We start from the raw sequence: 15287 nt of genomic DNA on the forward strand, positions 1-15287 counted from the left end.
AGCGCCTGAAGGGTTACTTCAGGCGGACGGTACGAGGCCTGCCGTTGCCAAGTAAAATCGCCAGCTTGCTGCCGCCCGGTGTCGTTTCCATCAGGATTTTACAGACGCAGGTCAGCGGAACCGACAGCAGCATACCGATCGGCCCCAGCAGCCAGCCCCAAAATATCAGCGACAGGAACACCACCAGGCTGGAGAGTCCCAGGCCCTTCCCCATAATCCGCGGTTCCAGCATATTGCCCAGCACCATATGAATAACGGTAAACAGTGCGGCGACCAGTGCGGCGTCAAAAGGCGTGTTAAGCAATAAAGCCTGAAGCAGAGGGGGGATACCGGCAATCACCGGACCGATATTAGGAATAAAGTTGAGCACAAAAGCCACCACGCCCCACAGCAGCGCAAACTTGATGCCCAGCAGCAGCAGCACCAGCCAGACCGCAATACCCGTTATCAGGCTAAGTAACGTTTTCAGCGCCAGATAGTGCGTCACGCCTTTCAGTGCCTTATGCAGGCCGGCAATGCGAATTTTCGGGTTAACCAGGGCGAAACGCAGCTTATAGGGCAGATGATGAACTTCAAACAGCATAAAAACGACCGTCATAAACAGCAGCACGGTCCCGGTCATTGCACCGGAAAATTGACTTAGCAGGGTACCGGCCAGATTCATCATCGAGCTGGGATCGAGACGTTCAATAATGCGGTCGGTAGAAAGATTAATATGAAAGGGTGCGGCAAAATGCTGCAGGATAGCGAGTTTTTGCGCCATCTGACTGCGGATCTGCGGGTAAATATCGCTGAAATCATTGATTGAACCGGCAATCATTGCCACCAGCAGTGCAATAATAACCAGCATGGCCAGCGTCACCAGCGTAATCGCCAGGCCGCGTCGGACCCCGTGCCGCATCAGTATCGTTACCAGCGGATTCAGCACTATCGCCAGAAACAGTGCCAGCAGAAAGGGTACCAAAATTTCTGAGGCCGCTTTGATCCCGGCCAGAATGACGACCAGCATGGCCATTTTCAGCAGCATATTCTGCCCTATCTTCTCCTGCTGCAGCTCGCTCATGGCTTCTCCGGGCAATAATATTGATACAAAGCTTAGCGCCTTTACCGGCTAACTTGCTGAATTTAAGAAAGTTCGCAGTACTTAGCACGTTTATTGACCGTTAATGTGTATCGGCAGTGGCCTTTTCGCGTCAGTCAGGCTCTTTTTCTGACTTACGCTGGCCCCTTTGAGGCTGGTTGCTGACTCCCTTAAAGCCTGGTTTAGGGGGAGCAACAGACAGAGGAGTGATCTTCGCCGTTAAAACCAGGTATAGTGCAACCTTGTGCTTTTCCTGAAAGGGTATCGCTTTCCATGCCTGAACAACCCGGAGCGGAGGCGGCCCCTAACGCTTTTCGCCTGAATCTGCGTATTATCTCCGTCGTGATGTTCAACTTTGCCAGCTATCTGACCATCGGGTTGCCGCTGGCCGTTTTGCCCGGCTATGTACATGATGTCATGGGCTACAGCCCTTTCTGGGCAGGACTGGTTGTCAGCCTGCAATATTTTTCCACGCTAATCAGCCGGCCTTATTCCGGGCGCTTCGCCGATCGGTGGGGCGCTAAAAGAGTGGTCATCATCGGGCTTTGCGGCTGCTTTCTGAGCGGAATTTTCAGTCTGCTGGCGGCGCTGGGCGCAGGGATCCCCATTCTGAGCCTGCTCCTGTTATGCGTTGGCAGAGTGATTCTGGGGGTTGGACAAAGCTTCGCCGGGACTGGCTCAACGCTCTGGGGGGTCAGCGTGGTTGGCTCGCTGCATATTGGGCGAGTGATCTCCTGGAATGGTATTTTCACCTACGGGGCTATGGCGGTGGGTGCGCCGTTGGGCGTGGCAATCTATCGCTGGGGCGGCCTGCTGCTGCTGGCCTCGGTGATCGCTGTTATCGCCTTTGTGGCGATTGTGCTTGCGCTGCCGCGAGCGAGCGTGAAAAGCAGCAGGGGCAAGCAGCTGCCTTTTCGGGCGGTGCTGGGGCGGCTTTGGGGCTACGGTTTTATTCTTGCGCTGGGGTCGGCGGGATTCGGGGTAATAGCCACTTTTATTACGCTGTTCTACCAGGATAAGGGGTGGGACGGTGCCGCCTGGGCGCTGACGCTGTTTAGCGCCGCGTTTGTGGGGACGCGACTGCTGTTTCCTAACGCTATCAACCGCCACGGTGGACTGGTCGTGGCGCTGGTGTGTTTTGCCGTTGAGGCGGCAGGATTATTCCTTGTCTGGGGTTCAGCCGAACCCTGGGTGGCAAAGCTGGGTGCTTTACTCACCGGAGCCGGGTTCTCACTGGTGTTTCCTGCCGTGGGCGTAGTGGCGGTTAAAGCCGTACCACCCCAGAATCAGGGAAGTGCATTAGCAACCTACACTGCCTTTATGGATTTGTCTCTGGGCGTAACCGGCCCGCTTGCCGGATTCGTGATGAGCTATCTGGGCATACCGGTTATCTACTTGCTAAGTGGACTGCTGGTTTGTCTGGGCATGCTGCTAACCTGGAGGCTAAAACGTCAGTCGCAGAGTAAAAGTGAGGAGTGTATCGAAGGGGAATAGGCTTGCGCCTTTTCCCCTGTTCTGACCAGAAGCGGTACTCAGCCACCAGGCACGCTAACAGGCCAGCCGCTCTCGTATTAGGGTGTTTAGCCCTGAAGCAGCGCCATGCTCTGTTGGATCTCACGCACGATGTCTGCTTCGCTCCAGTTTTCCATTGCCGTTGAGAAGGGTTCAAACGCGTAGATGCCTTTATATCCCATCGCTTCCAGGCGACGTACCTGAGACGCACTTTTCAGCAGGTCGCCCTCGCTAAGCATAATGCGTTCTTCGTCCGTCAGTTCACTGGTCGGACGGTCATCCTCCACGCCGGAGAGGTGAACAAGCCCGATACCGGCAATATCAATGCCGCTCTCAAACTCTTCTTCCGCCTTTTCGTACAGATGATGATGGAAGGTATCCAGCAGCAGTTTAAAAGGAACGCGCGCGTCGCGAATTAGCGCCTGCGTCTGCACGGCAGAACGCAGGGAGCTGATGGGGAAGCCCAGCGGCTCCACCAGCCCTTCAATGCCATATTTCTCAAAAAGCGGCGCCAGCTTCTGCAATGCGCTGACGGTTTCTTCAGGACTAACCTGCGTCCCGTCGTTCAATGGACAGAGTACCAGCGCCTTTGCCCCCACGCCCCTGGCGTCTTTCAGCAGACCTTCAGTTTTCGCTAACAGCGCATCGTCAGGCTGGTTAAAGGGATAAACGGCGTTAATGGTGACAATCTCCAGGTCATAACGCTGCGCCAGTGCGCTGACTTCGGCGTGGCTCAGATGATCCGTCACCTTACCGCCGCGCATATCATTGCGCAGTTCAACTTTGGTCAGGCCAAGACCGTGGACCATTTTAAAAAATGCCTCTATCCCCAGGTTAGGGGCGATTTTACGGTTTACACAGAAACGGGATGATTCGATGGCCATTTTGCAACTCCTGCTAAATGTAAAGAGAGAAGGGTGAATCCCTGCGAGCCTGATTTATGACGGTCAGTCACCTTAGATGGGCATAAGAGAACATTTATTTCACGAATGGTGAATATTGAAATTTAAATTTTTAGATCGCCCTCTCAAATTTTCGCCTCTGGCCGGTTGAAAGGGAGCAAAAAGCCCAGAGTATGGCTTGCCGAAGAGGCTGATTATGTCGTCTCCATCTAGCCGCTAACTCCCCTAAAACTTAAGATAATTCCTTAGGTTAACGCGGGTCAGGCGGGTTCACCGCCTCTTTAGTAATTGATTGCGTTCTAAAAAGTGAAAATGCGATCCACTGCACTAAAAATGAATTTTCTAAAGTTTAATATTTGAAAAATTCATTCCAATATAATACTGTCATTTCACGCATTCGGCAGTTATCCAGCCAGGCAACGGACGCTTACCAGCGGCTGCCTGCAGGGAATACCCACATTTAAGAGGCCAGAACATGACTATCGTAGGAAATTTTATTGGCGGAAAAACGTCTCTGAGCGCCAGCAATGAAACCATTCCGGTTTACGATCCGGCCACCGGTAAAACGGTTCGTGAACTGACACAAAGCACCGCAGAAGAGGTAGCCAAAGCGATCGAAGTGGCACACAGTGCCTTTGAAGGATGGTCCCGTACATCGCCTCTGCGCCGCGCTCGCGTGCTGTTTAACTTTAAGAACCTGATGGAACAGCATCGGGAAGAGCTTGCAGCCCTTATCGTCAGTGAACATGGAAAGGTGTGGTCCGATGCGCTGGGTGAGCTGACGCGCGGAATTGAGGTTGTCGAGTTCGCCTGCGGTATTCCTCACCTTATAAAGGGTGAAAATTCAGCTGACGTGGCAACCGGGGTGGACAGCTATTCCCTGATGCAGCCGCTGGGCGTGGTCGCCGGTATTACCCCCTTCAACTTCCCCGCGATGGTGCCGCTCTGGATGTTCCCCATCGCACTGGCCTGTGGCAATACCTTTGTCCTGAAGCCCCCTGCGCTGGACCCGTCTGCCGCAGTGCGTATGGCGGAGCTGCTGACCGAAGCCGGCCTGCCGGATGGGGTATTCAATGTTGTTCACTGCTCAAATGAAGATGCAGAGCAGTTGTATAAAGACCCACGCGTACAGGCGGTAAGCTTTGTTGGCTCGTCTGGCGTGGCTGAACATATCTATAAAACGGCCAGCGCTCACGGTAAGCGTGTGCAGGCCTTTGGCGCGGCGAAAAACCACGCCATCGTGATGCCCGATGCGGATTTGGACGCCACCGTCAATGCCATCATGGGGGGAGCCTTTGGCTCGGCGGGCGAGCGCTGTATGGCGCTGCCGGTAGTGGTCGCGGTCGGGGACGATACGGCGGATAAGCTGATTGCCGCCCTGACGCCGAAAATTAAGGCGCTGCGCGTTGGCCCAGGTATCCAGAAGGGTAGCGAAGAGAATGAGATGGGACCGGTGGTGTCCGCCGCGCACCAGAAGAAAGTGCTGGGCTATATCGACAAGGGCGTTGAAGAGGGTGCGAAGCTGGTCGTGGACGGACGTAACTGCCAGGTCTCGGGCTATACCGAGGGTTACTACGTAGGCGGCACGCTGTTTGATAACGTCACCGATGAGATGGTTATCTGGCGTGAAGAGATTTTTGGCCCGGTGCTGAGCATCATGCGCGCCCCGGATTACGCCAGCGCGCTGAAGCTGGTCAACAGCCACGAGTTTGGCAACGGCAGCGCCATCTTTACCAGTAACGGTCACACCGGACGCGACTTTGTGCGTGAGGTCCAGGCGGGCATGGTTGGCGTGAACGTACCGGTACCGGTACCCATGGCCTTCCACAGCTTCGGTGGTTGGAAGCGCTCCGTATTTGGTGCGCTAAACGTCCACGGGCCGGATGGCGTTCGTTTCTACACCCGCATGAAAACGGCCACCGTACGCTGGCCGAGCGGGCAAAAGACCGTATCTGAGTTCAGTATGCCAACGCTGGGATAATCCCCGTTTATAAAGTACAGGCGTTGCGGTAAGGCGTTAGCAGACCGGCAGAGCAGGATTTATTGCCTCGGTTTTGTTGATGCCGCCGCCGCGCCTTTTTGGTCACTATATAAGGAGCAGCAGAATGTCATTGCTATCCAAAGTACAGCAGCCGGATGCGCAGGGCCGTATCCAGCACGTTACGCCGGAAAGTGCGGGCTGGCGCTACGTCGGCTTTGATGCATACCAGTTGAAAAAGGGTGAGACGCTAAATCTTGAGAGCGGCGACAGGGAACTTTGTCTGGTACTGGTCGCCGGTATTGCCTCAGTTAAAACGCGTAATGCCGAATTCCCCGGCATCGGCAAACGTATGTCCCCGTTCGAACGTACGCCGCCCTATTCAGTGTATGTTCCGCATAACGACAGGGTTGAGGTCCGGGCTGATACCGACCTGGAACTGGCCGTGTGTAACGCACCGGGCCATGGTTCTCTGCCCGCCCGCCTGATCTCCCCCGCTGACGTAGGCGTTGAGCAGCGCGGTAAGGGCAGAAACAAGCGTCTGGTACATAATATTCTGCCGGATAGCGAGCCAGCCGACAGTTTGCTGGTGGTCGAAGTGTATACCGACGAAGGTGACAGCAGCTCTTACCCCAGTCATAAGCATGACCAGGAGAATTCAAACGAAACTTACCTGGAAGAGACCTACTACCATCGCTTCGATCCCGAGCAGGGCTTTGCCATGCAGCGTGTTTATACTGACGATCGCACGCTGGATGAATGTATGGCGGCCTATAACCGGGATGTGGTAACGGTGCCACGCGGTTACCACCCGGTAGCAACGCTCGCAGGTTACAATAATTACTATCTGAACGTTATGGCCGGTCCGGTCCGCCTGTGGAAGTTCACCTGGGAAAAGGATCATGCCTGGGTTAACAGTGATGCCTATCCGCGCTGAGTCTGGCATCCGTTCTGCTTAACAAAAGGGGCATTTGTACCTTCGCCCCTTTTAAAAGGCCCACGCGGCGCCCAGTGTGGCAGCCAAGGGCGACTCAATATTTTTCCCTTGTGAATAGCTGAAGCCGCTATGCAGTGACAGCTTTCCCTCCGTTCGGATATCAATCCCTGCCTGATACACACCCCGTGTCCCACCTTTGCGGTGAGTAAAGTGGTTATTAACGATGGTGACATGATTTGAACTGATAGTGTCATGAAGCAGAGCAGCCCTGGCGTAAGGTTTTACGCTATTGCCGCTGACCATAACAGGAAGACCAAGATTTATTCCGATTTCACCGGTTACATTGCGTTGAATACCATTATTAGCACTCAACCCATTTGAGAGTTGATAGGTGTTATCGGAATGGTTGGCCAGGGCCGTCACTGCGCCATAGGGCGCGAGATACCCCCGAGAGAAAGTAAAGTATTTCCCCGTCTGGATATTTATGCCCATATCAGTTGCCCGAAAGAGGCCGTTGGCTGCGGTGCCACCGTTCATAAAGGCGTTGATATCGTTGATGAAGCGGCTGAATTTTACGATACCTTCGCCATAGTATCCGCTGCTATCAACATAGCTGAGATAGCCTCCCGCGGTGTAGGCATCCACATGACCTTTTCCACCCCGTTTAAAGTCAGTGGTCGCGCGATCGAAGGCCATGAATAGCCCACGGGTAAGTGATCCTGAGCCCGTATCAGACGTTGCATCGATGCCCAGCATAACGCCATTCTGTTTTAGCCTGTAACTGGCATTTTCAATAACGCTGACGTTATAACGGCTATTGTTGAACCTTCCCCACACTTCAGTATCGTGTGGGACGCGCCTTATTTCTTCCAGGCGTCCACGGGCTGTATTCATCTGCTCGCTGGATATAAGGTTATCGACGGTACTCATTGCAAGAATAGCGGCGGCACTGGGAGTAACCGTCTTCTTACCGTTATCGGGCTGGTCTGGAACAGGAGTGGGAGGGACGGGTTTATCGCCCGGCTCTTCTTCAGGCGGCAGAGTATCATCGGGATTATCGGTATCCGGGTTATCCTCTGGCGGCCCGTTATCATCAGGGTCATCGACATCCGGTGTATCATCATGCTGATAGGGAGACAGTGCCCAGCCATTTTTACCGACTCTCACCAGATAATATTGATAGGTGCCAACGTCAACGACCTGATTTTCGTTTAGCAAGGTGAACTTAGCACTCCCTCCACCCGTTTGAATAATCTGTAGACTGGCATCCGTCAGGGGGTTTTCTCCGAAGTCATAAACTACAATGCCAAATTCACCATTTGCACGTCCGGTAATGGTTAAAAAGTCCCCCTTCAGTGATGCCAAATCCGTGATGATTTCAAAGGTGCCCTGACCTGAAAGTGTAGTGGTATTTAACCGGGTAAACCAGGGTTTGTCTTTTAAATCTAAGTTGTAAAGTGTCATTATCCCATCGCGGAGGTTTATCGAGGCTATAGTGTATTCTGCAAGGGTGTTAAGATATCCCCCATGAAAAAAAGCCTCGCTTTTATCAAGCGAAAGATGCATGGCGCGAGTGTCAGAAGTTATATCAATCTGTATAAGCGATCCGTTTTGGAGGTAGACCTTTCCAGAGGCTACTCCTCCCATAAAGACTTCCATTTTACCTTTGTAAAGCGTGGCGTTATTGACCTGTCCTCCAACGCCGATATTATAGATCATACCCTCACTAATACGATAATCATCGTACAGATATACATCAGACGAATAGCCCCCTTTCTCAATTATCTGCATTCCCTTCGTTATGACAGTATTCTGCGCCGATCCCCCTTGTTGTATAATTTGCCTTCCATCCCGAATGTTGCTATCAATCACATTGCCGAGCACTATTTGCCTGCCATAAATTTGCTCACCCACAATGCTTTGACCCGGCGCTACGATAGAAGGCAGAGCCTGCAACTGGTAACTTCCTGAAAAATAGAGTAGTAGCGTTGCCCAGTGGAGGCGGCGGTTGCGGGTTCTCATCATCATTAATCCTTAATTTTCAAAACGCCGGGATGGGGTTATCCATAAGGGCGATATCTGGCTCTGCGGGTATACCGGAGTCGGAACCCCTGATTTTTGGGAAAATATCTACTTTAGGGCTATTACTGGCGCGACTTTTACCTTTTTCCAATAAGGCTGGAGTAATAATCAGGCGTAAAGCATTGTCGGCATGAAGGCAGCACTGCCCTGAATTTATGACCATGACTTTTTTCTAGAGTTAATAAGCGATATTTGTATTTTTTCGGATAAAAGTATATAGATAAAATTCTAAATAATTCCATTTAAACGCTCCAGGTTATGGAGAGGGTGACCTCAGGTTTCCTGTAATCAGGTTTGTTTATAAATATGTATGGAGATCTCACCCCATAATGATGCTGGTTTTTTAATGTGCCGTTAAATACTTGTTATACGAACTCCTTACCTGTTTAATTAATTATTTCAAGGTAAAAGTTTAGCAGGTGTGAATATATCCGCTTTATTTCTGCAATGATTTTTTACGCAGGCGAATATATGACTTAGGAAACTGAAGACGACTTATTGAAAAAAGGGGCGTGTTAATTTGGTTGCTGGGGGGACAGTCGGCTGCCAGGTTCATCAGAAACAGAGCGGGGTTTATGGTATATAACGATGTGAATTCGCTGCGAAGAGCAGTGCTGGGGCGTTATCAAAACCCAATGCTGATGTGCCGTTGGGAGAGTTCGGCGGCACCAGACTGGTGGGGTATAAGGAGGGCGAAATGCTCTGGCTGGCTATAAAATATGCCGTTACGGCTGGGATGATTGTACTTATTTCAGAGGTGGCGAAACGCAGCGATCGTCTTGGCGGCCTGATAGCGGCTCTGCCGCTTGTCACCGTGCTGGTGCTGATCTGGATGAAACTTGAGGGGCAAAGTCAGGAGAAAATTGCGGCACATGCGTGGTATACCTTTTGGTATGTCGTTCCCACACTCCCTATGTTTATCATGTTCCCTTTTTTTTATCAGCGCTGGGGATTCTGGCCTACGCTGGCTGCCAGCTGCGGTATAACGATAATCATTTTCCTTTGCTGGGCCATCCTGCTCCGCCGCTTTGGTATTGATTTGATGTAAGCACGGCACAGCACATCGCCACCCGGTAATACACTGGCGAGGCGAATCAGGGCTGGCGTCTTAAGTGAGATGGCTGGGGCTGGGATCGGTGTAACAGGCACAGAAAACGTTATGCCCGGCCTGCGTCCTGGCCTTCATGCCTCAGCATTATTTAGCGCCAGCGAGACGGCCAGCGTTTGGGCAAGACAAAGTGAAGCTACCTGTGAGCGGAAACCGTCTACCTGCGCTTCACGTATCACAAAGCATACATCGCTGAAAGCCGCCAGCGGGCTGACCTGGCTGTCGGTAATTGCGATAAGATGCGCGCCGCGTCCGGCACCCAGTTCAACCAGTTCTACGGCCTCACGTGCATAGGGAGAATAGCTGATGGCGATAACCACATCTTTAGGGTTAACCATGCTCAGCTGCTCGGTAAACATTCCGCCCAGGCCATCAATCAGAAAAGCACGGCGCTCAAGGTGTCGCAGCGCGTAGGTCAGGTAGGAGGCCACGCTGAAAGAGCGGCGCAGGCCAATAACATAGATATTCTCTGCCTGATCCAGCAGCTCTACGGCTTTATCAAGATGCTGTGGGTTGGTTTGCATCGCCAGCTGCTGTAGCGCCTGTGAGTTTACCATGGTGAATACATTGAGGATTTCTGCGGGCGTTTCCGGTGGAGTTGCCGTTTCGTCAATGGCTGTCTGTCGGAATAGTCGTGCGCGTTCGGTATAGTTAACCGTTTCCTCCATCAGATGCTGACGGAAAACCTGTTTCATTTCATTGAAGCCGCTAAAGCCAAATGCATTGGAAAAGCGGATCAGCGTAGAGGGCGGAACGTCTGCCTGCTGAGCGATAGAGGCAACGGTGTCGAAAGCGATGCTGTTGCTGTTATCCAAAATATAGCGGGCCACCTGTTTAAGGCGTTTACTCAGAGTATCGTATCGACGACGAATGTCGTCCTGTAACAGGGAAAGCTGCGTCGAGTTATTAGTCATTACTTCGGCTCGCTGGTCAAAAATTGTGATGTTCTTCTGTCCGTTATTCTATCAGCTGAACAAAAAATTTCACTTGCTAACGCAAATACGGTGCTTTATTTCATCGGGATATGAAATCAATCACAAAACATCGGACCAGTTATGCGAAAAACATTAACCGGCATGCAAAATCGAGATAACAGGGACAATAAATGTAGACAGGCTGGAGGTTCAGTAATATGGAGTGTGAAATGGCGAAGGGAAATAAAGGGACGGTTTTTACCGCCCCTTACCCTCTGAAAGCGCTATTCAGGACTGGTGCGTTGGCCGTACCTGACGCCAGTAATCAATCAGCGTCAGATAGTTGGATTTAACCTGGGCAATCAGCGCGTCATCATCCAGCTCACCCTGCAACCACTGCCGAGAAGGCTGGCCGAAAATCGTTCTTCCCACGGCGAATCCTTTCACCCACGGTGCTTTAGCCGCCGCGGCAAAACCCGCTTTAAGTTTCTCTTCCGACGCATCCAGCCCCAGAATCAAAATACCGCGGCAGTGAGGATCCTGCTGCTCAATCAGACCACTAATGGCTTCCCAGCTCTCCAGAGAGAGCGGCGGCAGCTTCCACCAGTCTGGCTGAATACCCAGCGAATAAAAATGGCTCAGCATGTCGAAATAATATGACTCTTTTTTATCCGCATTGTCCTCGGGAAGGATGACCTCCAGCAGCAGTTCATGGCCAGATTTATTGCACCCCTTCCAGACGTCAAGGATTAGCGCGTCCTGTTCCTGGCGCAGACCGGCTTCATCGTGTGGATGGTAAAACACCAGGCATTTCACGACGTGCTCCTGAGGCCAGTCAATCAGCTGCGAACCAATATTACCGTGTTCAAGTCGCAGTGGGCGGGAACCCGGCATCTCAATCGGACGTCCAATCCACCATCCTTTACCCGTAATGGCATTCAGGGCGGGCTGACCGTAAGTCGTATCGGCCAGTATGCCGCTGCGGTTATCCAGGCCGGCTTCACCCGCTGCTTCCTCTGCGGCCCTCAGCAGCAGCGTTTTCAGCTCCGGCAAACGGGAGGCATCCACGCCTGCCTCATCGGCCATATCAAGCAGTTGCTTACGATGGTCAAAGGCAAAGACGCACAGCTCTTCCCATTTTTGCTTACGCGAGGTGACGCGGTGGAGGTGGTTAAGGCGGTTGTCCAGGTCGGGTCGCTTCACCTCTTTATCGCGGCTGAGGAAGTCATCAAGTTCAGCCCGGGTCGGCATGGCAGGCGCACAGCCGTGGCGTGATACCACCAGCGCACCACAGGCATTGGCGTAGCGACAGGCCTGCTCCCAGCTTTCATCATTTAGCCAGCCGCGCAGCAGACCGGACATAAAGGCATCCCCTGCGCCGAGTACGTTCAATACCTCAACGCGAACGCCGCTCTGTAGCGTCGTCTGCTCCCAACTGTCGGGTATCGCGCCTTCCAACACCACGCAGCCCATAGGCCCACGTTTGCAAACCAGCGTAGCTTTGGTGGCCTGTCGCACATTTTTTAATGCGGTAATCGTATCGGTGCTGCCACCGGCAATATGAAATTCTTCTTCCGTCCCCACCACCAGATCGAAGTAGTGCAACACTTCCTGTAACTGCTGGGTGACATGCTGCGATTCAACAAAGCGCGTCTCACCGTCGCCTAATGATGTCAGCCCCCACAGAACCGGGCGGTAATCAATATCCAGCGCGGTGCGCAGGCCGTGACGGCGGGCGATATCCAGCGCCTTAAGCACGGCGGCACGGGTATCGGGATGCGAAAGATGGGTGCCGGTCACCGCAACGGCGCGGGCGGAGGTAATATATTCTTCGTCGATATCGTCAGGGATCAGGCCCATATCTGCGCAGTTATCACGGTAAAACACCAGTGGAAAGGTGTCCTGATCCTTGATCCCCAGGATTACCAGGCCCGTCAGACGTTTTTCGTCCGTAATCAGGCACTGGGTATCAGCGCCCACCCGCTGAAGCTCCTCCCGCAGGAAGCGGCCCATATGTTCATCGCCAACGCGGGCCAGCATACCGGACTTCAAACCCTGAATAGCGGTACCGTAGGCGACATTGCCAGACGAGCCGCCAAGGTACTTAGAAAATGTGCTCATATCCTCAAGGCGGGCACCGATTTGCTGGCCATAGAGGTCAACGGCTATGCGCCCGATACAAATCACATCAAGCCGTTTTTCTTGTGTACTCATACCTGTTTTTCCTTCTGTCATAAGCCACCTCTGCCGCGCCTCTCCAGCGGGTGTCTGGAGCGCCACGTGCTGGCGATTGGATTTGCTATGTTCGTCAGTATGGGGAATGAATATTTCAATATCAATATAAAATGAAATTAATACCCCAAAAATGTGAGGTGGATAAAACTCTGGGGAGTGAGATTTAGCCAGTGAAAATCACCGGAAAAGGTCAAAGATTTGGGACGGTTTTTTTAGGGAATAAGGTGGAATCTGTAACGTCAGGAAACGATTGAAATAAAATGAGTTTCCCACGTCAACACGCCTTCGTTCTGCGGGCTTTCATTTTTGCAGGTGAGATCGCACTGGTCGCGCTGCTTTTCACTGAGAATTTGATCTCACTCGCAAAATGAAACGTTTCTTCTGTAATTGTGTTTAGTGGAAAAAATATTTGTTTATAATCGCCTCACGTTTCATTTACAGCCGTCGCCTTCATCAGCATCCGTGGCGACCACCAATGCGAATCACGGCTGGCCTTTGCGCCGCTGTACCGTTAAGGAAGAGCAAATGGGTAAGATCAGATTAACCACGGCACAGGCGCTGGTAAAATTCCTGGATAACCAATACCTCTCAGTAGATGGCGTTGAGACCAAATTCGTTAAAGGGATTTTTGCCATCTTCGGCCATGGCAACGTCCTGGGACTGGGTCAGGCCCTTGAGGAAGACAGCGGCGACCTGGTGGTGCATCAGGGGCGTAACGAACAGGGTATGGCCCATGCTGCCATCGGCTACGCCAAGCAAAAGCTGCGTCGCGAGATTATTGCCTGTACCTCTTCGGTAGGGCCGGGTGCGGCAAATATGATTACCGCGGCAGGCACCGCCACCGCGAACCGCATACCTTTATTACTCCTGCCGGGCGATGTCTTCGCCACGCGCCAGCCCGATCCGGTTTTGCAGCAGGTTGAGCAAAGTCATGACCTGAGTATCAGCACTAATGATGCCTTTCGCGCCGTCAGTAAGTACTGGGACCGCGTTAACCGCCCGGAACAGCTGATGACTGCCTGTATCAATGCCATGCGGGTGCTAACCGACCCCGCAGAAACCGGCGCGGTAACGCTTTCGCTGCCGCAGGACGTACAGGGCGAAGCCTGGGACTATCCCGATTATTTCTTTCAGAAGCGTGTGCACATCCTCGACCGTCGCCTGCCGACCGAGGCGCAGCTGGCGGTAGCGTTAAAGCTTATCGCCGGGAAGCGCAAGCCGCTGATTGTCTGCGGCGGTGGCGTTAAGTATTCGGGAGCGGGCGATGCACTGCGCCAGTTTGCCGAACGTCATCAGATCCCCTTTGCCGAAACGCAGGCGGGTAAGGGAACGCTGATCTCTGACCATCCGCTCAACGTCGGCGGGGTCGGGGAAACCGGCTGCCTGGCGGCCAATTTATTGGCTAAAGAGGCCGATCTGGTGATTGGCATTGGCACACGCTATACCGATTTCACTACGGCCTCAAAATGGATTTTCCAGAATCCGGAAGTCAGCTATATCAATATCAACGTCAGTAATTTCGACGCCTGGAAGCTGGACGGCGTACAGGTGGTGGCCGATGCCAGAGAGGCGATTACCGCGCTGGATGGACGCCTGGCGGCCCAGGGCTTTACCAGCGGGTGGGGCGAAAAAGTGGATCAGGCGCAAAGCAGGCTGCTGAAAGAGACCCAACGTGTCTACCAGGCCGTCTATAGCAATGAAGGCTATGTACCGGAAATTGACGATCATCTGGATCGCGAAGCGGTCTTTGCTGAATTTAACCGCTTAACCGACTCCTTCCTCACCCAGAGCAGCGTGCTGGGAACGCTTAACGAGCAGCTCCCAAAGGACGCAGTGATCGTCGCCGCTGCGGGTAGCCTGCCCGGCGATCTACAGCGCGTCTGGCGCAACAAAGATTACAACGGTTACCACGTTGAGTATGGCTACTCCTGTATGGGGTACGAGGTCAACGCCTCGTTGGGGGTGAAACTGGCCGAGCCGCACCGCGAAGTCTACACCCTGGTAGGTGATGGTTCGTTCATGATGCTCCACTCAGAGCTGGTCACCTCGATTCAGGAAGGCGCCAAAATCAACGTGGTGCTGTTCGATAATATGACTAACGGTTGCATCAACAACCTCCAGATGGAGCACGGTATGGACAGTTTCACTACCGAGTTCCGCTTCCGTAATGCCGAGGGGGGCAAACTGGACGGGGGCTTTATACCGGTCGATTTCGCCGCGATTGCCGCCGGATACGGTTGTAATACCTGGCGTGTCTCTACGCTGGCCCAGCTTAAGCAGGCGCTTGAGGAGGCAAAACGCTCACCGGTTTCCACTCTGATTGACATCAAAGTGCTGCCGAAAACGATGGTGCACAAATACTTTAGCTGGTGGCGAGTGGGTGGGGCGCAGGTATCGAAGTCTGAACGCGTCGATGCCGTAGCCCGCATGCTGAATGAGCATATTGATCAGGCACGTAAATACTAATTCTTTCATCTTAACTCTGAATGCTCTGCGCGGTGCTCCGTTTTGAGATCCGCGCGACACCCTACATATCAA

Annotated in this window: 10 protein-coding genes; 5 read left to right on the top strand and 5 right to left on the bottom strand. The window is 52.9% G+C overall.

All coding sequences use genetic code 11. The features are described from left to right. Nucleotides 1–13 precede the first annotated feature (13 nt). The gene (locus AC4PCC_RS00965; RefSeq protein WP_492126122.1) at nt 14–1063 is read right to left on the bottom strand and encodes an AI-2E family transporter; all 1050 of its coding nucleotides are present in this window, start codon (nt 1061–1063) and stop codon (nt 14–16) included. 291 nt (nt 1064–1354) lie between these two features. Between AC4PCC_RS00965 and AC4PCC_RS00970 the strand changes: the two genes are divergently transcribed. Further along, a complete protein-coding gene (locus tag AC4PCC_RS00970) occupies nt 1355–2575 on the top strand; it encodes an MFS transporter (RefSeq protein ID WP_345829357.1) in 1221 nt (406 codons plus the stop codon). Between the two features lie 86 nt (nt 2576–2661). Here AC4PCC_RS00970 and AC4PCC_RS00975 read toward each other — a convergent pair whose 3' ends face one another. Next, a complete protein-coding gene (locus tag AC4PCC_RS00975) occupies nt 2662–3477 on the bottom strand; it encodes a TIM barrel protein (protein ID WP_492126123.1) in 816 nt (271 codons plus the stop codon). A gap of 493 nt (nt 3478–3970) precedes the next feature. Between AC4PCC_RS00975 and AC4PCC_RS00980 the strand changes: the two genes are divergently transcribed. Further along, the gene (locus tag AC4PCC_RS00980; RefSeq protein WP_492126124.1) at nt 3971–5476 is read left to right on the top strand and encodes a CoA-acylating methylmalonate-semialdehyde dehydrogenase; all 1506 of its coding nucleotides are present in this window, start codon (nt 3971–3973) and stop codon (nt 5474–5476) included. A gap of 124 nt (nt 5477–5600) precedes the next feature. After that, a complete protein-coding gene (gene iolB, locus AC4PCC_RS00985) occupies nt 5601–6410 on the top strand; it encodes a 5-deoxy-glucuronate isomerase (RefSeq protein WP_492126125.1) in 810 nt (269 codons plus the stop codon). 51 nt (nt 6411–6461) lie between these two features. Here the strand turns inward: iolB and AC4PCC_RS00990 are convergent, their stop codons facing one another. After that, nucleotides 6462–8438 (bottom strand): autotransporter outer membrane beta-barrel domain-containing protein, encoded by a 1977-nt coding sequence (locus tag AC4PCC_RS00990; RefSeq protein WP_492126126.1) that lies wholly within the window; start codon nt 8436–8438, stop codon nt 6462–6464. Nucleotides 8439–9189: 751 nt separating this feature from the next. Here AC4PCC_RS00990 and AC4PCC_RS00995 point away from each other — a divergent pair. Continuing rightward, a complete protein-coding gene (locus AC4PCC_RS00995; protein ID WP_492126127.1) occupies nt 9190–9540 on the top strand; it encodes a DUF3147 family protein in 351 nt (116 codons plus the stop codon). Between the two features lie 134 nt (nt 9541–9674). Here the strand turns inward: AC4PCC_RS00995 and AC4PCC_RS01000 are convergent, their stop codons facing one another. Both AC4PCC_RS01000 and AC4PCC_RS01005 read right to left on the bottom strand, forming a co-directional pair. Next, nucleotides 9675–10514 carry a MurR/RpiR family transcriptional regulator gene (locus AC4PCC_RS01000; RefSeq protein ID WP_067700036.1) on the bottom strand — a complete coding sequence of 280 codons (840 nt, stop codon included), beginning with the start codon at nt 10512–10514 and terminating at the stop codon, nt 9675–9677. Nucleotides 10515–10802: 288 nt separating this feature from the next. Beyond that, nucleotides 10803–12728: a bifunctional 5-dehydro-2-deoxygluconokinase/5-dehydro-2-deoxyphosphogluconate aldolase gene (locus AC4PCC_RS01005; protein ID WP_492126128.1), complete on the bottom strand. Its 1926-nt coding sequence runs from the start codon at nt 12726–12728 to the stop codon at nt 10803–10805. 546 nt (nt 12729–13274) lie between these two features. Between AC4PCC_RS01005 and iolD the strand changes: the two genes are divergently transcribed. Then, nucleotides 13275–15215 carry a 3D-(3,5/4)-trihydroxycyclohexane-1,2-dione acylhydrolase (decyclizing) gene (gene iolD / locus AC4PCC_RS01010; RefSeq protein ID WP_492126129.1) on the top strand — a complete coding sequence of 647 codons (1941 nt, stop codon included), beginning with the start codon at nt 13275–13277 and terminating at the stop codon, nt 15213–15215. Nucleotides 15216–15287 lie beyond the last annotated feature (72 nt).

The organism is Erwinia sp. L03-1 (assembly GCF_058686115.1).